Origin of the sequence: Campylobacter sp. MIT 97-5078 (genome assembly GCF_006864455.1) — a bacterium.
In the GTDB taxonomy this organism is placed as follows: domain Bacteria; phylum Campylobacterota; class Campylobacteria; order Campylobacterales; family Campylobacteraceae; genus Campylobacter_D.
Genome location: NZ_QHLK01000001.1, coordinates 113,483 through 133,871 on the forward strand (window position 1 = coordinate 113,483; position 20,389 = coordinate 133,871).

Here is a 20,389-nt window from a genome sequence, read left to right on the forward strand (position 1 = left end):
AATTCTTCATTTTCATACTCAAGTGGCTTTTGAGGATAATCAAAATACCCGCTTTCTAAAACTTTAAATTTCTCACTTTGCCCATTTTGAGCGACAAGTAAATTTTCTTAAAAAAAAGAATTTATGCTTAAAAATGATGTTTAAAATAGTAACAAAAATTTTTATTATCTTAAAAAATTATTGTAAAAATAGATAAATTTAAGTTTAAATTGTTTTGCTTTTATTTAAAATAAACAAAAACTAAGGATTAAAATGAGCCATTTTTCATTGATTTGCATTCTTATTTTAGCGATTGTTTTTATCATTTTAGCTATTACAAAACTTAAAATCCACGCTTTTTTAGCCCTTTCTTTAGCAAGCATTTTTGTAGCTTTACTTACTAAAATTCCTTTAGAAAAGATAGCAGATATACTTGAAAAAGGAGTGGGCGGCACTTTGGGTTTTTTAGCTGTAATTATAGGTTGTGGAGCCATTTTAGGCAAAATGCTTGAAGTGAGTGGAGGAGCAAGAGTAGTTGCGAATTCTTTGCTTTCTTTGTTTGGAAAAGAAAGAGCTGATATAGCTATGATATTGGTAGGTTTTATAGCTGGAATTCCTGTATTTGTGGAAGTTGGCTTTGTTTTACTTGCACCTTTGATTTTCGTAGTTGCTAGGCAAATGCATATTTCACGCATTAAAATAGGCATTGCTCTAGGAACTTCTTTAATGTGCGTTCATTGTTTAGTGCCTCCACACCCTGCTGCTACAACCATAGTATCGACTTTAGGAGCTGATATTTCTAAGGTTATTATTTTTTCTTTAATAATAGGCATTATTTGTGCATTTTTTGGAAGCATTGTTTATTTGAAATTTTTTCATTTTTCTAAAGATGAAAATTTTACAATCATAAATGAAGCACAAAAAGAGAAAAATCCCGGAATTTTTTTAACTTATTTTACAATTTTATTACCACTTATTTTGATGCTTAGCAAGGTGTTTTTTACAAATCCTATCATCTTGTTTATAAGCAATCCTATAATAGCTCTTATAATTAGTGTGCTTGTATCTTATTATACCTTAGGTTTAAGGCTACATTATAAAATGCAAAATTTACTCGACTTAAGCACAAATTCCTTTTTACAAATTGCTGGAATTTTACTTATTATCGGTGCAGGAGGTGCTTTTAATGAAATTTTAATCCAAAGCCATATAGGAGATGCTCTAAAGGCTGTTCTTGGTAGTTTTCACCTCAATCCTATTTTTCTCGCTTGGCTTATAGCTATCATCTTACACGCAAGTGTTGGCAGTGCTACTGTGGCGATGATAAGTGCAGCAGGTATAGTTTCAAGCTTAGATACTAATATAAGCAAAGAAGCTTTATGTTTAGCAATAGGCAGTGGAGCCATAGGTTGCACTATAGTTACAGATAGTTTATTTTGGCTTATTAAAGAAACTTTAAAATTAAATATGAAAGAAATGTTTAAGTATTATACAGGTGCAACTGCGGTTGCTTCTTTGGTGGGACTAGGTCTTAGCTTTATTTTATCTAATTTTATTTAAAGGATAATTATGTTATTAGAAAAATTAAAACAAGTTAAAGAATGTTTTTGGCTCAATGATAATTTAAATGTCAATATACAAGAAGAATTAAATTCTAAAGGAATTAAATTTGAAGATATAGAAGATGCAAGATTAAGACTCAATCGTTTTGCTCCACTTTTAAAGCTTCTTTTCCCTCAAACCTTAAAAAGCAATGGCATTATAGAAAGTCCTTTACAATGCATTAATACTTTTAAAAGCGAATTAGAAAATATAGAAAAGATTAAAATTGCTGGAAATGTATTTATAAAGCTTGATTCTCATTTGCCTATTTCTGGTTCTATTAAAGCAAGAGGTGGAATTTATGAGGTTTTAAAACATACTGAAGATTTGCTTTTAGAAAACAAACTTTTGAAAATTGATGATGATTATTCTAAAATTGTTAATTTTAAAGATTTTTTAAGCAAATATAAAATCGCTGTAGGTTCTACTGGAAATTTAGGACTTTCTATAGGGATAATGAGTGCTAAGTTAGGCTTTAAAGCAAGCGTTCATATGAGTAATGATGCTAAAGAATGGAAGAAGCAAATGCTCAAAGCTCACGGATGTGAAGTGGTTACTTATGAAAGTGACTATGGCAAAGCAGTAGAAGAGGGTAGGAAAAGTTCGCTTAATGATAAATTTTGCTATTTTATTGATGATGAAAATTCCAAAAATTTATTTTTAGGTTATAGTGTAGCTGCAAAAAGATTAAAAGGACAATTTCAAGCTTTGGATATTTCAATAAGCAAAGAATGCCCTTTATATGTATATTTACCTTGTGGAGTTGGTGGAGGACCTGGGGGTGTGGCTTATGGCTTAAAAAGTGAATTTGGTAAAGATGTAAAATGCTTTTTTGCTGAACCTACTCATAGTCCTTGTATGTTTTTAGGACTTTTAACGAAAAAACACGCTGATATTAGTGTAAGTGATATAGGCTTAGATAATAAAACTGCAGCCGATGGCTTAGCAGTAGGTAGGGCATCTAAACTTGTGGGAAAAGTGCTTGAAAGAATCATTGATGGTTGTGTAAGCGTAAGTGATGAAAATATGTATAAATTTTTAAGTCTAATGCATAAGAGTGAAAATATAAATTTAGAACCATCTGCCTTAGCTGGGGCTAAAGCTTTGGTTTTTGCAAACGAGCTTAAAAATACCCACCCTAACGGCATTCATCTAATATGGGCAACGGGTGGAAATATGGTTCCTGAAAACGAAATGAAAGCTTTTATAGAAGAGGGTAAAAAATACTTATAAACAAAAATCATTTTATAAAATAGCTTGTTATTTTTGACTAAGTTCTTTTGCAACCTGTGCGGCAAGTTTGAGCTTATCACTATCAAAGTGTGTGTAAATTCTCGAAGTATCAAGGCTGGCATGTCCCAAGGCTTCTTGAACTAAAACTAAGTCTTTTTGCTTTTTGTAAAGCAAGGTAGCAAAGGTATGACGCAACATATGAGCCCCGTTTTTTTGTTTGCGAATACCAGCTTTAAAAAGAATTTGCTCAACTATACGGCTTACATAAGCTTGAGTTAGGGCTGTGCCTTTTTTGTTGCTAAAGAGCAGGGCGTCTTGACTAAGATAATTAATCTCTAAGTCTTGCAAAAGCTTTTCAATCAACTCTTTTTTAATCATTACAACGCGGTATTTGTTGCCTTTAGCTCGAATTCGAATGATATACAAATCATTTTCTTCACTAATATCCTTGCGTTTGAGATTGATAGCTTCACTTACTCTTATGCCTGTAAAGATGATGGTTTTAATGATGAGTTTATTTCGCGTGGTATTGGCTTTAAAGTCTGCATTTTCAACCGCGTCAAGAAATTTTTTAATCTCTTCTTCGCTCATGTATTCGGGTAATTTGCCCTTAAAGCTACTTATACCAGCCCAGTTTTTAAGACTTATATCATAAATATGAGCCTTGCCTTCTTCTTCGTTTTGTTTATCTAAAAAATCAAAAAAATTCATCATCGCAATGCGATAGTTTTTCTTGCTCGCATCAGATAAAGCTCCTGTAATACTTGCAAGCACTTCGATCACTAGTTCCTCATCAATTTGCTTCATCGAATAAAGCTTATAAAAACAAAGCTGTTCATAAAGCTTTTTAAGGGGATTAAAATAAGTATTTACACCGGTTAATCCAGCATTTCTAGCTTTTTTTACCAAGGCATCAAGTTCTTCTATATGATGCACGTTTTTTGTAAGTTCAAAATTTACCATAGCCAAGGCTTGAGCGTTTTTAAGTTCTTTATTTGAAAGCGAACTAAGTTTAAATTTAACATATCTTGCAAGCCAAAAGAGCAGGGAGTGCTCAAAATCTTCTTCGCAGTCAAGTGGGTATTTCATCGTTTGGTTTTCCTTAAAATAAAAGGGTATTGTAAGATATTTTTAATGAAAAAGAGCTTTAAGCAAAATTAAAAAATAAAAATAATATTTTTAAACTCTTTTTTTATCATTATTTATATTAAATGATAAAAATAAATTATAAATTTTTATTGAGTTATACTTATCCTTGCAATTTTATTTTTTCTATTCTAAAAAAAGTAGGTATATATAAACACAAACATATGCTTAAAATTCTATGGATAAAAAGATAAATTTCAAAAGGTAAAATGGTTTAATATACTATATAATAGTAGTTTAAAAGTAAAAATAGAGTATGGTATGTAAAAAATATAAAAAAGTTTGAAAATTATAGTTTTCAATACAAAATTAAAATACAAAGCTAATTTTACCTTATAACATATAATTATACATATTAATTAAGTTTATTTTAAATTAATAATTTATAAGTTTATTTATATATAGTTATATATTATTTTTAATATTTAAATAATATTATTTTACTATTTTATTAGCTTTAAAATCATATCTTTTCTTTAAATAATGTTTTTGTGTTGTTTTGGTGTTTGTATTTTTGACATTTGTGAAATTATTTTATGAAGATTTTTAATTTTATTAAGTGCATATTTATATTTTTTGGCTAAAATTATGTTTTAAAAATCGTTAAATCTTAAATTTAATGAAATACACTTTGAAGGAAACACAATGAAAAAGATTTTCACAAGCGTTGCGGTGGCTTCAGCTTTGCTTGCAAGTGCAGCTGTTGCAGAAGATTCTGGTGCTTTTGTCGGTGCAAATGTTGCTTATGGTGCAGCTAAACCAAATTCAGGCGGCTCGCATACTGGCTTTAGATATGGTATTATCGCTGGTTATAAAGATTTTTTTAATGCAGATTTTGGTGTGAGATATTATGGAACCTTTGATTTGGGAACTAAGTATACCAAAGGCAGTAACAATCCACAAATTGAAACAATGAACCTTTATGTTAATGCTGATGCGCTTTACAACTTTGCTCAAGAAGGCGATCTTGAATATGGCGTTTTTGGCGGTGTAGGCTTGGGCTATGTTAGCCATGAAGTAAAAAACAAAAGAAGGGGAAATGATAAACCAGATGGCTTTGATGTTGCTTTAAATCTTGGTTTAAGAACCACTTATAATTACGTACATGGCTTTGAGCTTTTCACTCGTTTTGGGCTTTTAAATCAAGAAGCTACAGCTAATGGCATCACCTCTAAGGTAAAACAACCTTATCAAGTAGGGCTTCGCTACACTTTTTCGTTTTAGTTTAAACACTATTTGCTAAAATAAAAAGGCTAGTTATTCTTTCTAGCCTTTTTATTAAATAAAGATTAGCTTTTAAAAACAAAGTTTAATCGCCCCCTGCCCTATCATCATACTCTACTCATAAGTTCATTATCACAAAAACGCAAATTTACAAATGCCTTTCTTTTATATTCTTTGAGTTTTCAAAGAATATAAGCCTTGATTGGTGTAGCTTTAACTCCTTAAAACTTGGCAATTCCAAGCACAATACAGAGCAAGTCGCAAAAGAAGGGAGATGAATTTCGCTTAAAAGCTCAATGCTTTCTTTTAGGGCTGGGTTGTGTCCCACAAGCATTATTTCTTGGTAGTTTTCATCGATTGTTTTGATAAGATTAATCATATCTTTAGCTTCAGCCTCGTATAAACGCTCCTCAAAAACAAGCTCACAGCCCAAAGTTTGTGCAAATTCTCTAGCCGTCTGACTTGTCCTCGTAGCTGGGCTTGAGATAATGCAATTTAATTTTAATTCAAAGTTTTTAAGTCTTTCAAGCATGAGCTGTATATCTTTCTTACCTTTTTTGCTTAGTTTTCTGTAAAAATCACCCTCTTTTGCACTTTCTTCAGCTTTAGCATGGCGTAAAAAATAAATCTTTTTCATATGATCGCTTCCTTAACTATTTCCTTAAAACTCGCATTTTAGCGATGATAAATCCGCATAAAAAGCCAAATATATGAGCATACCAAGCGATATTTACGCCCACAAGTAAAGGTGCAAAACTAATGAGTAAGATAGCTACTACAAGCCCTTTTGCACTTGATCTATCAATGCACGCGTAATACCCTATCAAAACGCAAATTGCTCCACTCGCACCGACAATATTTACAAAATGTGTTTCAAATATGTCAATATACAAAAAGCTTAAAAACGAGCAAGCAAGTCCTCCAAGTATGTATAAAAGAGCAAACCTAAGACTTCCAAGATAGCGTTCTAAAACAAAGCCAAATTGATAAAGCGTAACCATATTCAACGCTAAATGTGTAAGATTAGCGTGCAAAAACATAGAGCTTAAAAGCTGCCAATAAAAACCTTCTTTAAAAGCTAAATTCAAGCCAAAAACAGCTTTTAGTTCATTATCTGGCAAAAGGAAATAAATTATGATATTTAAAGCGATAAGCACAACACAAAACAATTTTTAAGCCTTTTTAACAAATTATAACATTTCTATGTTAAGATAATTCAAAATTCACGCTGGCTTCATTAAAATTGAGCTAAAATACAGAAAAATTAAGGATATTATAGTGTTTAAAAAGTTTGTTTTGGCTTTTTTCTTTATTTGTTTGCTTGCAAAGGCTGATCTTATCATATCTCCAGACTCTTTGCCTGAAAATACCAAACAATTTTTAAGCACAAATTTTAAAGCACAAGTTGGTATGGTGCAAAGAGATGATAATTCTTTTGAAGTTTATCTCACTGATGGCACTGAACTTGAGTTTGATATAATGGGAAATTGGAAAGAAATTGATAGCAAATTCACACCGATTAGTTTTTCTATACTGCCAGCAAATATCGTCGCAATCATACAAAATCAATTTCCAAACACATTTTTACTCGAGGCTGAAAGAAAGATAAATTATTACAAAATCAAACTTTCTAATAGACTTGAACTTAAAATAGACGCAAATGGAACTATCTTAAGTCAAGAATTTGATGATTGAGCGCGAACCAAAAATGTGGATCGCTTTGCCTTGATAAAAAACTCTCATCTAAAAGCTTAAGAGGTAAAAAATCTAATTTAGCTCCTTCATACTCGCCTTTAAAGCCTTAAAAAAATAGCACAAATCCTCTTGTTCGTGCGTATAATGAAGGCTTACTCTAAGCCAGCCCGGTTTAGTGCTAAATTTTGCATCATCTTTCAAGCCAAGCAAATCATGCCCATAAGGTCCAGCACAAGCACAACCTGCCCTTGTTTCTATCCTGTATTTTTTACTTAGATGATAAGCTAGATCAAAAGGAGAAATGCCTTTGATATTAAAAGAAAAGATTGCTAAACGATTTTTGAGCTCTTTTGCATAAATTATGGCTTTTTCTATGCTTTCAAGTTCTTTGAAGAACATTTTTACAAGTTTTTGCTCTTTTAAAATGATCTTTTCAAGTCCTATATTTGCTTTTACTTTAAAAGCGAGACTTGCTTTAATAAGCCCTAAAATAGGCGGTGTACCACCCTCTTCTAAGCTCTCAATATCACAAAGATAAGAAGCTGAGCTCCTTGAGACATAACCCACAGTTCCACCAGCGGCAAAACTAGGTTTAGAAGCGCATAGGCTTTTTTTAATCACTAAAAGTCCGCATCCTCCAACTCCACCTAAAAATTTATGCGAGCTGATAAATAAAGCATCATAAAAGCTAGCCGCTATATGATGATAAGGCGCAAAGGCTGAAGCATCATAAGCGATAATGGCTTTATATTTGCGTCCAAGCTTGCTTATAGCCTTATAATCACTTAAAATTCCTGTTACATTAGAAGCTAAAGAAATACTAATGATGATCTTTCTTTCTTTGTTTTTTTCTAGAACGGAACTAAAAAAATCAAGATCAAACTCGCCCTTTTCGTTCAAAGGCACACGCACACATTCGCACAAGCCTTCTCTAAAACTTAGCTCATTTGAATGATGCTCATAAGGTCCTATGATAACAAGGGGCAGGGTTTTTTGATCTAAATTGAAAAGATATTTGTCTTTTACAAGAGGTGGTGCATAAATGCCCAAAAGCTCTTGAAATTTCTTTATAGCAGCACTTGATCCATATCCACAAGCAATTAATGCAAAACTATCATCTAAACCCAAACAAGTTTTGATCTCTTTTCTTGCATTTTGGTATAAATCTTGAGTCTTAAAGGAATGCAAAGCACTATCAGAATGTGTGTTTGCGTAAGTTAAAAGTATATTTTTAAGACTAGCTTCCACGCTTTTTAAAGCTAAAGCTGAAGCTGCAAAATCAAAATAATACACACCCTTTTTTAAAATAATATCTTTTCTTAAATTCTGTATTTCCAAAGCAAACCTTAGCAAAAATTTGCTAGAATTATACAATAAATTTATCATTTTAATAAGGGTAGCAAATAGAATTTAACCAATTTTCAAAGTCTTTTAGGGGCTTGAGTATGAAAGAACTTTTTGACTTATATAGCGTGTTTGATGGCTTTGATAATTTTGAAAACAAGGGCGATTTGTATGAAAATATTAAGTTCAACTATCTACAAAATTACGCTTCTGTTGCTTTAAATTTTAAACTCAGTCAAAAAAGCGAGCTTGCCCTAAAAATACTTGCAAAAAACAGCCGTAAAAAATACTCTATCAACAAAAAACTCGGACATTTTAAAGCTACAGCTGCCTTAAAGGAGCTTTTAGAGCTTGGTTTTATAAGTTTTGAGAAAAGCAAAGAAGAACGCTTTTTTAGTCCAAAAGGGCAAAAGCTTAAAAAGCACTTAAGAGGGTATGCTATCCAAGATAAGATTTTGTTTAGTAGTCATTTTGTGAGATTTTTTTATTATTTTTTAAAGCCCTATGAGGAGCTTATCTTAAATGCTGAATTTGAGCTTGTATTAGAGCTTATAAAAAAGGATTTTGAACATTATCAAAGTCTGTGTTTTGAGCTTTTAAGTAAAGAATTTTTACAAAAAAAGCTTGATTTGGCTGAAATTTCGAGCTTTTGGCATAGGGATTTGGAGCTTGATTTGTATTATGAAGATGTAAATTTGTGCTTTGTAGGCGAGGTTAAATACAAAAATAAAAAAGTTTGTAAAAATGTGCTTAATCTGCTTAAAATCAAAGCTTTAAACCTTGATATAAAGCCAAATTTTTATGTGCTTTTTTCAAAATCTGGCTTTTCAAGTGAGCTTTTAAAACTCAAAGAAAGCGATTTGCTTTTATTTGATTTGAATGATTTTAAAGAACTTTTAAAGGAAGAATGATGAATGAAAATATCTTAAAAAGCCTTGATTCTGCTGAGAAAGAAAATTTCCAAGAAGGGCTTAAGTCTTTAATCGAGCAAACCTATGTTATAGAAAATGAATACAAAGCCTTGCAAGCAAGTTATGAGAGTCTAAGAAAGATGATGAGTGAGATTATCGAAGTTTTGCCAACTGCACTTTGGGTGCTTGAGGGTAAAACTATTATCTTGCAAAACGAGCAAGCTTTAAAAAATGAAGCTTTGTTAGCTCATATTGATACCTTAAAGGCTAATTATGAGCTTGAGTATGAAGGACGTTTTTTTATCATCAAAAACATCAACCACGAAGGAAAGCTCATTATCCAAGCTACTGATATAAGCGATGAAAAGCGAAATGAAAGGCTAGCAAGCATGGGGAGTGTGGCAGCACATTTAGCTCATGAGATCAGAAATCCCATAGGTTCTATTTCTTTACTCGCAAGCACGCTTTTTTCAAGAACCGAGCTTAAAAACAAACACATAGTGCTTGAAATTCAAAAAGCCACTTCAAGGGTAGAAAGGATAGTTAATTCTACCCTACTTTTTACTAAGGGCGTGCATATAAATTCAAGGGATTTTAATCTTTTGGAGCTTAAAGACGAATGCGAACAAATTGCTCATTCTTATAATTTTAATGCCGAGATTGACTTTAGCTTTGAGTTTTTGGATTTAAAAATCAATGCTGATAAAGCTTTAATCAACCTTGTGCTTCAAAACTTAATCTACAACGCCATAGATGCCATAGAAGAAAGCGAAACGCAAAATGGAAAAATAAGCATAAAAAGCTTACTTAAAGAAGACGAACTCATCATCAAAGTCTTTGATAATGGAGCAAGTATAAAAGATGAAAAGGCTGTATTTGAAGCCTTTAAAACAACAAAGCTTAAAGGAAATGGCTTAGGATTAAGCCTTTGCAAGCAAATCATTAACGCTCATAATGGAAAAATAGGCTTTGAAAAAGATCCAAAATGCTTTTATTTTAGCTTAAGTATGAGATAAATGAATGTAAAGTTCAAAAAAGAGCTCATAGAGCATAAAGCAGCCTAAAAATGCTACACAAAGGGCTGAAAATTTACTTAGTTTATTTAAATGCTTACCTAAAAACAAGCCAAAAGCCACTCCACCTAAGGCATAGGTGCAAAGTGCTATAAATTCTATAAAAATGATGATAGAACTTAGCACAAACAAATTTGACTTTTGCAAAAAAGGTGGTAAAAGGGCAAGCATAAAAATCCACGCTTTTGGGTTGGAAATAGTTGCTAAAAAGCCTTGAAGTGCAAGCGTGCTTTTATCTTTAAATTTAAATTCACCTTTTTTAAACTCGAGTTTTTGATGAAAAAGTGTGTAAGCTGTATAAAGCAAAAACAAACTTCCAAAAAGTTTAAGCACCATAAAAACAAGCTTAAATTGCAAAACAAAACTCGCCCCAAGTCCGCAAAGCACTACTACAAGCAAAAGCCCAAAAAGCTCCCCAGCCATCATCCACAAAGTCTTTTTAAAGCCAATGCTAAGTCCTAAAGAAAGAGCTAAATTCATACAAAGCCCGGGAAGAAAAGAAACTGAAACAAAAGAAAGCACAAAAAGGGTATAATCCATCACATAAGCCTTGAAGCGATCATATAAAAAATAGTCCCTAAGATTATACTTAAAAGGGCATTTTTAAAGCAAATTTCAAGCATTAAAACTAAAACACAAGAAAAAAACAACACAAAATCAAGCTCAAAAGAAAAAAGACAATAAAACACTAAAATAACCATAATCACAAGTGGCATATTTTTTTGGATAAAACCTAAAGTGTTTGAGTTTTGCTTGTATTTAAAGAGCAAAAAGGGTAAAACTCGCCCAAGATAAGTCGCTAAAAAACCTACAAAAACAGCTTCTAAATAAAAACTATCAAACATATCTTTTTCCTAAAACAAGCAAAATCAAAGCAAAAGTAAGGCAAATAAAGAGCATATAAGCTTTTGCGATAAACAAAAAGCCACAAATTCCTATCATAGCAGCTAAAATGAAAACTTTTTTGTTTGGATTGAGTTTAAACGCATCGTAACTAAGCACGATAAACAGAGCGATTAAGCAAAACTCAATGCCTTTGTAATCAAATTTCATCATCTTTTGCACGAGCACGCCTAAAATTCCGCCAAGCACCCAAGAGGCTTGATTGATAAAGCAAAGTAAAGCATAATATAAGCTTTTTTTGTTTTTATCTTGCACGCTTTCAAAGCCCTTTTCATTAGTGCTTAAAAGGGCAAAACTTTCATCAGAAAGAGTAAAGATCACATAATGTCTTAAGAAATTTAAGCCTTTCAGTCGCTCAAGCAAGCTTAAGGTATAAAAAAAATGCCGAAATCCAAGCAAGAAAAGCGTAACAAAAATACTAAGCAAACCTTGCTTAGCCGTAATAAAAGTAATGAGTAAAAACTCAGCCGAACCAGAATATACAAAAAAAGAGATACAAATCACTTCAAGCATAGAAAAATCATTGCTAGAAGCAAGTATTCCAAAACTCATTCCAAGCGGTATATAACTAAAAATTACTGGCAAGCACAGCTTTAAGCAAATTTTTACATTCAAGCTTATCCTTTTAAAAAATAGATTATAACAAATTTTTATATATTTTAAGATGCACTTTTACACTCATAATATATTAAAAAAGACTTATTTTAAGTGATTAATATTTTAAATTAAGACTTTAATGTTATAATGAGACTAGCTTAAAAATAAGCAAATATAAAATCTAAAAAGGAAAAACAATGAATTCAGTAACTTTTAAGGGAAACCAAATGCACCTTAAAGGAAGTGGGGTAAGCGTTGGCGATAACGCACCTGTTGTTAAGCTTAAAAGCAAAGATTTAGGCATAGTTGAAGTGGGAAAATCTGCTAAAATCCAAATTGTTTTAAGTGTGCCAAGCCTTGATACACCAGTGTGTGCAACTGAAGCAAGAGAATTTAACAAAAGAGTTGCTCAAAATCCAAATGCCGAAGTGATCGTAGTAAGCCAAGATTTACCTTTTGCTATGGGAAGGTTTTGTAGCACAGAAAACATAGACAATATAATCGTTGCAAGCGATTTTGTGTCTAAAGAATTTGGCGAAAAATACGGCGTTTTACTTAGCGATGGAGCTTTAGAAGGCTTGCTTGCTCGTGCGATTTTCGTGATTAAAGACGGCAAGATCGTGTATAAACAAATTGTTCCTGAGGTTACAGAACTACCAAATATAGAAGATCTTGAAAAATTCTTCAGCGAAAATGGCGGTTGTAGTTGTAGCTGCTCTTGCTCACACTAAGCTTTTCTCGCCTTAAAAGCCTCAAAAGCTTTCAAGGCGATTTCTACGCTTTTAGATAATTCTTGACATTTAGTTCCTCTTAATACACAAAGCACACTTTTTCATTAGTTTTTAATTTTCTTTTTAATCTTAGCGAGATAATTCGTCTTTGATGTTTTGCTTTGTAATGATGATATTATTAAGCTTTAGCTATATTTTGTCCAAATTTCACACTTTTTTGGCTTAAATTTTCTTGAAATTCAAGCTTTGAAGCTAAGATAAGTATGGTTGAACCAAGTTCAAAATGTCCTAGCTCCTCGCCTTTTTTAAATTCTAAATTCTCATAAGTGTGTGTAAAATTATGAGCGTTTGTAGCGTTTGTTTGTATGCTTTTATCAAATTCAAAGCACATTTTACCTACATTTAAAGCCCCAATAAAAACAAGCCAAAGCAAGTTTTTTTCAGCTGTAAGACATTTTAAAACTACTCTTTCATTTTTTGCATATAAATTTGCATATTTTTTAACATTTTTTTCACTCACACTTAAAAGTTTGCCACTGGTATAAGTTGCACTTAGAATTTGCAGATCACAAGGGGCGTGATAGCGGTGATAATCACGTGGAGAAAGGTAGATATTTGCATAACTTACGCCTTTTTCGAGCTCTTTTTTTTCATAGGCATTTTGTAAAAGCTCATCAATATCATAAGTAAAACCTTTCACGCTAAAGGCTAGATTTGTTCCCTCGCCTACAAAACTTTTGCCACATTCTAAAACTTTACCATCACAAGGAGAGATAAAGTCATCTTCTAAGACTCTTGGCTTTTGTAAGGCTCTTGTAAAAAGGGCGGTGAGACTTTTGTATTCTTTTATATCTTGAAATTCACTTAAGTCTATTTTAAAATAATTCACATAAGCTTGATTAATAAAATTTTGCAAAAAGCTAAAAAACTCAAAGCCAGCAATTGTCCCAAAAACTCGCGATATAAATTTATCCAAAATCCCCTCCTCTAAGCTTCGGCCTTTATTTGCATTAAAACAATCTCACTTGGAGCTAAAAAGCGAATTGCAGGTCCCCAAAACCCAGCCCCGCTACTTACATAAAGCCTAGTCTTTTGGTTTAATTCATAAAGCCCATATAAAAAGCCTTGTTGTGCAAGCACTAAAGCCCCAAAAGGAAAAACCTGCCCAGCGTGCGTATGTCCGCTTAAAACAAGATCAAAACCACTCACATCAAGCACATTGACACTTTTTGGCTGATGAGAAAGTAAAATACTTGGCTTGTTTGGGCTTAAATTTCGCGTTGTAGCTTTTATATCAGGAGCAAAATTCGTAGCCGATCTAAGCCCTAAGCCACTTAATCCCACGCCTTTTTCATCATTTGCAAAGTAAAATCCGGCAAGATCAGCAAGCCCAGCGAGATTAAACTCGCCTAAATCCACATTTTCATTGATTAAAATCTTTAAATTCGTCCTCGTTCTTAGCACATTTAAAACTTCATCAAGCCCTCTGTAATACTCGTGATTGCCAAGCACATAAAAAGTCCCTAGTTTGCTTTGTAAATCATTAAGCTTGTGTATGTAATGCTCTAACTCCTTAGGCTTTGTATCGATTAGATCGCCAACTATCACTACAATATCAGGCTTTAAGCTATTAATCTTTGCCACAAGTTCCCCTAAAAAGACATCGTGCAGGTTTTTACCCAAATGCACATCGCTAATCATTACAAGTCTTAAGTCATTTTTCAAGCCCTTTAAGCTTAGATTAACTTGCTTTACTGCAGGCACATTCATAGCATTGCCCCAGCCTCTAAGCATAAGCCCTACGCCAAAGATAAGCAAGGAAAAATTAAAAATGAGCTTGATAAAAGAACGTCTTTGTGGGTTTAAGGGAAGTTTGCTTGTTCTTTTTACCCAAAAGCATATAAAAAAAGCTACAATTTCAGCAAAAAGCGTAACAAAAAAGAAAAAATAAGTAAAAGCAAAAGAATGAGCTAAAACGTTGTATATAATGCTATTGAAGCGATCATCTGCCCTAAACATTAAAAAAACAAATTCCATCACAAAAATCACAAGCACAAAGCCTAAAATCCAAAGCCTATGAGCTTGCAAAAAAGGAATTTTCATAAACAAACGTTTATAAATAAAAACATTAGCTAAGCCAAAAATTAACACGAAAATACAAGAAATTATAAAAAACATAGGCGTAATTCTAGCTTTTTTTGTTAAATACTTACAAAAAATGCTTTTAAATTTTGATAAAAGTTGTATAATCGTATAAAATTTTCACTCAAAGGCATATTATGGCAACTCAAAGCCTCAAAAATCGCTAGAAACTACACTTTTTACCGCAGCTGATAAGCTTGCAAGAACATAGACGCAGCTGAATATAAGCACATTGTTTTAGGCTTAGTATTTTTAAAGTTTATCAGCGATAGCTTTTTAAAGCTTTATGATGAGCTAGTAAGCGAGGGTGAGGAGGAAAAGGAAAGATAAATTTTGGCTATCCATCAGATATTATCAAAATCACTGCAGAAAATGCGATAAAGCAAGCAGAACTTATCGCACAAGCTTTGACTTAGCTTTTATTAATCTTTTCAAGTTATAATTTAGGCTTTAAATTTATAAAGAAAATGAGAAAATTTCAATGTATAGATTTGCACCCTCGCCTACCGGGGATATGCACATAGGTAATTTAAGAGCAGCACTCATTAATTATCTTTGTTCTTTGCAGGATAAAAGTGGCTTTATTTTGCGTATAGAAGATACTGATACAGCTAGAAATATCGCTGGCAAAGATGAAGAGATTAAGGAGCTTTTGAAGCTTTTTGGTGTGAGTTGGCAGCATTTTTATATGCAAAGTGAAAACTTGAAATTCCACCGCCAAATGGCTTTAAAGCTAGTGAGTGAAAAAAAAGCCTTTGCCTGCTTTTGCACGGCTGAAGAGCTTGAGGCAAAAAAAGAAAAGGCTAAGGCTGAGGGCAAACCCTACCGCTATGATGGCACTTGTGAAAAACTTAGTGATAGCGAGGTTTTGGATAATGAAAAGCCCTTTGTTATCCGCCTTAAAAAACCTATCAAAGCTATGGAATTTGCGGACTTGATTAAGGGAAAACTTCATTTTGAACCTGAAAATATAGACAGCTTTGTGATTATGAGAGCTGATAAAACCCCAACTTATAATTTTGCTTGTGCGGTTGATGATATGATGGAGGGTGTTACTTGTATTATAAGAGGGGAAGATCACACTTCAAACACGCCTAAACAAGAGCATATTAGAGCTAGTTTAGGCTATGATAAGCCTATGCTTTATGCACATTTGCCTATCATTTTAAATGAAGAAGGGCAAAAGATGAGTAAAAGAGAGGCACATTCTAGTGTAAAATGGCTTTTAGAGCTTGGAATTTTACCTGTTAGCATTGCAAATTATTTGCTTTTGCTTGGCAATAAAACCCCACAAGAAATTTTTACCCTCAAAGAAGCCTTAGAATTTTTTGATCTTAAAAAAATCAGCAAAGCCCCTGCTCGCTTTGACCTTAAAAAGCTTTTACAAATCAATAGAGAACATATCAAAAAACTTGATGATGAGACTTTAGCAGAGTTTTTAAGTTTTGATGAGCTAGGTTTAAGCTTAAATTTAAAGGCTGATTTTGCAAAATTAGCTAAGTTTTATACTCAAGAAGCAAGCACTATAAATGAGCTTAAAGAAAAGCTACAAGGCATTTTTAAGCTAGATAAACATTCAGTTGAGTATAAAGAATATGAAAAACAAATCGTGCTTTTAAAAGAAATTTTAACCCAGCTTGAATTTTCAAATTTAGATTATGAGGGCTTTAAAAACGAGCTTTTGACTAAAAGTAAGCTAAAGGGCAAGGCTTTTTTTGCACCTTTGAGGCTTTTGCTAACTAGCTCTTTGCATGGTCCTGATTTAAGCGAGCTTTATCCTCTTTTAAAGCCTTTGATGAAAGAAATTTTAGGAGAAAAATATGATTGATATGTTGGGAAATTCTTTTTTGCTCTCAGTAATTGGCGTGATTCAAATACTCATTAATGCTTATATGTGGGTGATTATCATCACAGCCCTTATCTCTTGGGTAAATCCTGATCCTTATAATCCAATCGTGCAAATTCTTTACAAACTTTCAGCCCCAGCTTACCGCCTTGTGCGAATTATCCCTACGCGAATAGGAGCTATCGATCTTGCTCCTTTAATCATCATTATCATTCTTCAATTTATCAATATCTTGATAGGCAATATCTCAAGGCTGGCTTTATGAGGATAGTTTTAGCTTTAGTTTTTGCTTGTGTTGTAGCATTTGGGGCGGTTTATGATCTGCAAACTTTAAAAACAAAGGAGAATTCTTTAGCTAAAGATTATTACCTGCACCGCTTGCTTGAGGAAAACAAAATTTCAAAAAAAGAAGCAAATAGCTTGCATAATCAAATTTTTCGCTATGCTGGAAAGATTAAAAAAGACTTAGAAAAGCTTGTGCCACCGCCTAAAGATTATGTTGATCCAAAATATGTAAAATGTTATAATTACACCACAAAAACGATCACAGAAGCAAACGCAACTTGTCAAAAATTTAGGCTTAGTTCGCTTGCTTTTATCTCAAATCTTGATACAAATACGCGTCAAAACCTTGCATATAATTACAAAGGTAGCAATTTAAGCACCCTGCTTTTAGCCTTTAATGATACAAATATCTTAACTTTTCTTGCAAACAATCAAAACAGCAAAGATTTTATACGCACCTTTATTTTTTTAAAAGCAAGCGATTTAGACAATGTTAATGTGAGCTTTTTAAACGAGCTTGCTAAGCAAAAAGGTTTTGCAAAATTCGCCCAAGATTTAATCATCAAAAAACAAGCCCCAAAACTTCGCTCTTTTTTTGTGAAAATCGATCCGAATATAGTGAGTGAAGACGTGGCTTTTTATCTAGGTGTAAATGCCTTACTTTTTAATGATGAGAAAAAAGCTCTTGCTTTTTTTCAAAAAGCCTATGAAAGCTTTGATAAAGTCGCTGATAAAGACAATGCTTTATTTTGGATATGGAAAATTGGTGCAAAAAAAGAACATTTACAAAGTCTAGCAAAAAGTCAAAGTCTAAATATCTATAGTCTTTATGCCAAAGAGCTGATGCGTGAACCTTTGCTTCCTATCACCTTTCTTGAAGCAAAAGACAAAAAATCAAATTTTAATATGAAAGATCCTTTTTTATGGCAAAGCACAGCAAAAAAAATTCAAAAAGCAAGCCCAAAAGAACTTGAAGTTCTTGCGAATGAGTTTAACTCAAAGCATACCCTGCCTATCTATGCGTATATACTTGAAAGGCAGTTCAAGTTTAAAAATAATTATTTCATCATGCCTTATTATGAGTTTATTAAGGATTATGATACTAAGCGTCAAGCCCTTATTTTAGCTATTGCTAGACAAGAAAGTCGTTTTATCCCTACTGCTGTTTCAACTTCTTATGCACTTGGAATGATGCAATTTATGCCTTTTGTGGCAAATCATATCGCACAAAAAGAACTCAAACTTAAAGATTTTGATCAAGATGATATGTTTGATCCAAAAACGGCGTATTTTTTTGCCAATCATCATTTAAATTATCTTGAAGAAAGGCTTAAATCACCTGTTTTTATCGCTTATGCGTATAATGGCGGTATAGGCTTTACAAATAAAATGCTTGCACGAGATGATATGTTTAAAAAAGGTAAATTTGAGCCTTTTTTATCAATGGAACTTGTGCCGTATCAAGAAAGCAGAATTTATGCGAAAAAGGTGTTGGCTAATTATATTGCGTATCTACATCTACTGAACGATAATATAAAGATTTCGAGTATTTTTGAAAGTTTAGTTCAAAACACTGATCTTTCACACACAAATTAAGCTTAAGCACAGAAGTATTTTTTTCTTTAAAGCTGAGTTTGTAATAACTTGAGTATTCATTTGTAAATACATATTTTAAAAGCTCATCATCTTCTTTAAGAAGGCTAAGCTCGCCTTGTTCTTGATCAAGGCTAATTGTAATATCTGAAATTTCATCTGTTTTAGGCGTAATACTAAGCAAAAAAAGCTCATCTTTACTTGGCTCATCTAAAATAGGATTAAGATAAGTTAGCAAAAAAATAAAATTATGCTCATTTTGAACTACTCTTTGTTTTTGAGTGTGAATCAATCCTTGAGCCCTTAATTCATCAGTGATACTTAAAGGTTTAGAACAGCTTAAGAAAAGAAGCACAGCACAAAAAAGCAATATTTTCATCATAAAAATTCCCAAATTTTTAATGATATTTTAACTTTTTTAACTCTATTTTTTGCTTTAAAAAGTTATAATTTTTAAATTTTTTAAGGAAAATTGTGAAAAAACAAGTTATGGCTTTTAGCGGTCCTTCAAATTCGGGCAAAACAACTTTAATTAACAAACTTGTAAAGCATTTTATCGCTCAAAATTTAAAGGTTTTTGTGCTAAAACATGATCCAAGTGATAAGGCTTGCTTTGATACAAAGGGCAAAGATAGTTTTAGTTTTTTTGAAAACAAAGCTGAAGTTTTCGTGCTAAGTCCTACAAGAACGACTTTTTTTTCACATGAGCCAAGAAGTGTTGAAGAATGTTTGAGGCTGGCTGGGAATTTTGATCTATTTTTGATTGAGGGGCTAAAAACCCTGCCCTACCCTAGGATAGGTGTTTTTAAAAATGAGCTTGATGAGGGTTATTTTGGTGTTTGCAGTGCTATAGCAAGCTATGAAAAACCCAAAAATAGCAAACTACCTTGGCTTGAACTTGATGATATAAAAGGCATTGCAAGCTTTATCTTGCAAAATGCTTATGAATTTAAAGGATAGAAAATGCAAGAGATTGTTTCTCATATACAAAAAGCTATTTTAAATATAGCAAATGAGCTTAAATTCCCAGATACAGGCTATCAAAGCACACATAATGCAACAGGAGATACCCAGCTCAAACTTGATGTTAAAAGTGATATGATCATCACTGAAATTTTAAGTCAATGCAAAAGTATCAAAGCCCTTGTAAGTGAAGAAAAACCAGAAGCTCTTGAGCTAAACTCAAAAGCTAAGTATATAGTAGCGTATGATCCACTTGATGGCTCATCTTTGCTTGATGTGAATTTTGCGGTTGGATCTATCTTTGGAATTTATGAGCAAAAAATGAGTGCAAAACATCTTAAAATGGCTATTTATAGTATATATTCAGCTAGACTTGAGCTCATCATTTGCACTGATATACCTAAACTTTATCGCCTTAATCACCTCAATGAATTTGAGTATATCAAAGACTTAAAATTGAGTGAAAAAGGCAAGATTAATGCCACAGGTGGCACACAAAAAAATTGGAGCAAAACTCATACAAGTTTTATTAAAAGTCTTTTTGATGAGGGATACCGCTTAAGATATAGTGGGGCTATGGTTAGTGATATACACCAAATTTTATGCAAGGGTGGAGGGCTTTTTAGCTATCCAGCAACAAGTGATGCGCCAAATGGAAAGCTTAGAGCCTTTTTTGAGGTTTTTCCTTTTGCTTATATATGCGAAAAAGCAGGTGGTAAAACAAGCAATGGCACAAACAAAAGCCTGCTTGAGCTTGAATTTAGCGAGCCTCACTCTACTACACCTTGCTTTTTTGGCTCAAGCTATGAGATTGATAAACTTTTAAACTTTAAGGTGGAATAATGAGCGAAGTGATAGAAAAGGATTTTTTTGAACTTGAACTTGAGGAAAAAAAACAGATTTTGCAAAGCTGTCAGCAAGAAAAAAATATGCGATCTTGCTTTGATTGTCAAGAGCTTTTTGAATGTCAGATACGAAAAAACTATGTTTTAGCTGTATATAATTCTATGTCAAAGGGCAAAAATGAAGGTGGCTTTGATTTTTAAACCTTGCTTTATGCTTTATCAAAGCTTAAATTTACTATAATTTTACATTCAAAACAAGTCCGCTTGATAAAAAAAG

General features: G+C 32.6%; 23 protein-coding genes and 1 pseudogene. 14 read left to right on the forward strand and 10 right to left on the reverse strand.

Features of this window, described 5'->3' with window-relative positions:
• Positions 1 to 252 precede the first annotated feature (252 nt).
• Positions 253 to 1,539 carry a gluconate:H+ symporter gene (locus DMB91_RS00570; protein ID WP_034903888.1) on the forward strand — a complete coding sequence of 429 codons (1,287 nt, stop codon included), beginning with the start codon at positions 253 to 255 and terminating at the stop codon, positions 1,537 to 1,539.
• 9 nt (positions 1,540 to 1,548) lie between these two features.
• Positions 1,549 to 2,814, forward strand: coding sequence for a D-serine ammonia-lyase (locus DMB91_RS00575; protein ID WP_052043174.1), 1,266 nt, complete (start codon positions 1,549 to 1,551; stop codon positions 2,812 to 2,814).
• Between the two features lie 27 nt (positions 2,815 to 2,841).
• On the opposite strand, the gene DMB91_RS00580 is transcribed toward DMB91_RS00575, so the two are convergent.
• Positions 2,842 to 3,903 (reverse strand): tyrosine-type recombinase/integrase, encoded by a 1,062-nt coding sequence (locus DMB91_RS00580; RefSeq protein ID WP_034903884.1) that lies wholly within the window; start codon positions 3,901 to 3,903, stop codon positions 2,842 to 2,844.
• A 702-nt stretch (positions 3,904 to 4,605) separates the two neighbouring features.
• Between DMB91_RS00580 and DMB91_RS00585 the strand changes: the two genes are divergently transcribed.
• On the forward strand, positions 4,606 to 5,184 hold the full coding sequence (locus tag DMB91_RS00585) for an outer membrane beta-barrel protein (RefSeq protein WP_052043173.1): 579 nt from the start codon (positions 4,606 to 4,608) through the stop codon (positions 5,182 to 5,184).
• A gap of 148 nt (positions 5,185 to 5,332) precedes the next feature.
• Here DMB91_RS00585 and DMB91_RS00590 read toward each other — a convergent pair whose 3' ends face one another.
• Entirely contained in the window at positions 5,333 to 5,821 is a 489-nt protein-coding gene (locus tag DMB91_RS00590; RefSeq protein WP_034903882.1) for a SixA phosphatase family protein, read from the reverse strand.
• A gap of 16 nt (positions 5,822 to 5,837) precedes the next feature.
• The gene (locus DMB91_RS00595) at positions 5,838 to 6,353 is read right to left on the reverse strand and encodes a rhomboid family intramembrane serine protease (RefSeq protein ID WP_034903877.1); all 516 of its coding nucleotides are present in this window, start codon (positions 6,351 to 6,353) and stop codon (positions 5,838 to 5,840) included.
• A gap of 109 nt (positions 6,354 to 6,462) precedes the next feature.
• On the opposite strand from DMB91_RS00595, the gene DMB91_RS00600 reads away from it, so the two are divergent.
• A complete protein-coding gene (locus DMB91_RS00600; protein WP_052043172.1) occupies positions 6,463 to 6,879 on the forward strand; it encodes a PepSY-like domain-containing protein in 417 nt (138 codons plus the stop codon).
• 72 nt (positions 6,880 to 6,951) lie between these two features.
• Here DMB91_RS00600 and DMB91_RS00605 read toward each other — a convergent pair whose 3' ends face one another.
• Positions 6,952 to 8,217 carry an aminotransferase class V-fold PLP-dependent enzyme gene (locus DMB91_RS00605; protein ID WP_034903873.1) on the reverse strand — a complete coding sequence of 422 codons (1,266 nt, stop codon included), beginning with the start codon at positions 8,215 to 8,217 and terminating at the stop codon, positions 6,952 to 6,954.
• Between the two features lie 101 nt (positions 8,218 to 8,318).
• On the opposite strand from DMB91_RS00605, the gene DMB91_RS00610 reads away from it, so the two are divergent.
• Entirely contained in the window at positions 8,319 to 9,134 is an 816-nt protein-coding gene (locus tag DMB91_RS00610; protein WP_034903871.1) for a DUF234 domain-containing protein, read from the forward strand.
• Positions 9,134 to 10,150: a sensor histidine kinase gene (locus DMB91_RS00615; RefSeq protein ID WP_034903869.1), complete on the forward strand. Its 1,017-nt coding sequence runs from the start codon at positions 9,134 to 9,136 to the stop codon at positions 10,148 to 10,150. Before DMB91_RS00610 ends, DMB91_RS00615 begins: the two co-directional genes overlap by 1 nt.
• Here DMB91_RS00615 and DMB91_RS00620 read toward each other — a convergent pair.
• Genes DMB91_RS00620 through DMB91_RS00630 form a run of 3 tightly spaced genes read right to left on the reverse strand, consistent with a single transcriptional unit; the run spans position 10,136 to position 11,725 of the window.
• Positions 10,136 to 10,747 carry a LysE family translocator gene (locus tag DMB91_RS00620; protein WP_034903868.1) on the reverse strand — a complete coding sequence of 204 codons (612 nt, stop codon included), beginning with the start codon at positions 10,745 to 10,747 and terminating at the stop codon, positions 10,136 to 10,138. The genes DMB91_RS00615 and DMB91_RS00620 overlap by 15 nt on opposite strands.
• Positions 10,747 to 11,052: an AzlD domain-containing protein gene (locus tag DMB91_RS00625; protein WP_034903867.1), complete on the reverse strand. Its 306-nt coding sequence runs from the start codon at positions 11,050 to 11,052 to the stop codon at positions 10,747 to 10,749. The genes DMB91_RS00620 and DMB91_RS00625 overlap by 1 nt, the downstream gene beginning before the upstream one ends.
• Positions 11,045 to 11,725, reverse strand: a complete 681-nt coding sequence (locus tag DMB91_RS00630) for an AzlC family ABC transporter permease (protein WP_034903866.1) — start codon at positions 11,723 to 11,725, stop codon at positions 11,045 to 11,047. Before DMB91_RS00630 ends, DMB91_RS00625 begins: the two co-directional genes overlap by 8 nt.
• Before the next feature lie 179 nt (positions 11,726 to 11,904).
• Between DMB91_RS00630 and tpx the strand changes: the two genes are divergently transcribed.
• Positions 11,905 to 12,438: a thiol peroxidase gene (gene tpx, locus DMB91_RS00635; RefSeq protein WP_034903858.1), complete on the forward strand. Its 534-nt coding sequence runs from the start codon at positions 11,905 to 11,907 to the stop codon at positions 12,436 to 12,438.
• A 178-nt stretch (positions 12,439 to 12,616) separates the two neighbouring features.
• Here the strand turns inward: tpx and DMB91_RS00640 are convergent, their stop codons facing one another.
• Both DMB91_RS00640 and DMB91_RS00645 read right to left on the reverse strand, forming a co-directional pair.
• Complete coding sequence (locus DMB91_RS00640) at positions 12,617 to 13,414, reverse strand: phosphatidylserine decarboxylase (RefSeq protein ID WP_034903856.1); 798 nt, start codon at positions 13,412 to 13,414, stop codon at positions 12,617 to 12,619.
• Between the two features lie 11 nt (positions 13,415 to 13,425).
• Complete coding sequence (locus tag DMB91_RS00645; protein ID WP_034903848.1) at positions 13,426 to 14,616, reverse strand: metallophosphoesterase; 1,191 nt, start codon at positions 14,614 to 14,616, stop codon at positions 13,426 to 13,428.
• Positions 14,617 to 14,728: 112 nt separating this feature from the next.
• Here DMB91_RS00645 and DMB91_RS09220 point away from each other — a divergent pair.
• The 4 genes and pseudogenes from DMB91_RS09220 to DMB91_RS00665 form a co-directional block, all read left to right on the forward strand.
• A pseudogene (locus tag DMB91_RS09220) lies at positions 14,729 to 14,895 on the forward strand (type I restriction-modification system subunit M N-terminal domain-containing protein); the annotation flags it as partial.
• Positions 14,896 to 15,061: 166 nt separating this feature from the next.
• Positions 15,062 to 16,408, forward strand: a complete 1,347-nt coding sequence (gene gltX / locus DMB91_RS00655; RefSeq protein WP_034903845.1) for a glutamate--tRNA ligase — start codon at positions 15,062 to 15,064, stop codon at positions 16,406 to 16,408.
• Between the two features lies 1 nt (position 16,409).
• Positions 16,410 to 16,691, forward strand: coding sequence for a YggT family protein (locus DMB91_RS00660; RefSeq protein WP_034904218.1), 282 nt, complete (start codon positions 16,410 to 16,412; stop codon positions 16,689 to 16,691).
• The gene (locus DMB91_RS00665) at positions 16,688 to 18,307 is read left to right on the forward strand and encodes a lytic transglycosylase domain-containing protein (protein WP_034903843.1); all 1,620 of its coding nucleotides are present in this window, start codon (positions 16,688 to 16,690) and stop codon (positions 18,305 to 18,307) included. The genes DMB91_RS00660 and DMB91_RS00665 overlap by 4 nt, the downstream gene beginning before the upstream one ends.
• On the opposite strand, the gene DMB91_RS00670 is transcribed toward DMB91_RS00665, so the two are convergent.
• Entirely contained in the window at positions 18,207 to 18,686 is a 480-nt protein-coding gene (locus tag DMB91_RS00670; protein ID WP_052043171.1) for a hypothetical protein, read from the reverse strand. The genes DMB91_RS00665 and DMB91_RS00670 overlap by 101 nt on opposite strands.
• A 92-nt stretch (positions 18,687 to 18,778) precedes the next feature.
• Between DMB91_RS00670 and mobB the strand changes: the two genes are divergently transcribed.
• Genes mobB through DMB91_RS00685 form a run of 3 tightly spaced genes read left to right on the forward strand, consistent with a single transcriptional unit; the run spans position 18,779 to position 20,313 of the window.
• Complete coding sequence (gene mobB, locus DMB91_RS00675) at positions 18,779 to 19,264, forward strand: molybdopterin-guanine dinucleotide biosynthesis protein B (protein ID WP_034903841.1); 486 nt, start codon at positions 18,779 to 18,781, stop codon at positions 19,262 to 19,264.
• 3 nt (positions 19,265 to 19,267) lie between these two features.
• A complete protein-coding gene (locus tag DMB91_RS00680) occupies positions 19,268 to 20,110 on the forward strand; it encodes a class 1 fructose-bisphosphatase (RefSeq protein ID WP_034903832.1) in 843 nt (280 codons plus the stop codon).
• Complete coding sequence (locus tag DMB91_RS00685; RefSeq protein WP_034903831.1) at positions 20,110 to 20,313, forward strand: hypothetical protein; 204 nt, start codon at positions 20,110 to 20,112, stop codon at positions 20,311 to 20,313. The genes DMB91_RS00680 and DMB91_RS00685 overlap by 1 nt, the downstream gene beginning before the upstream one ends.
• The last annotated feature ends 76 nt before the right edge of the window (positions 20,314 to 20,389 follow it).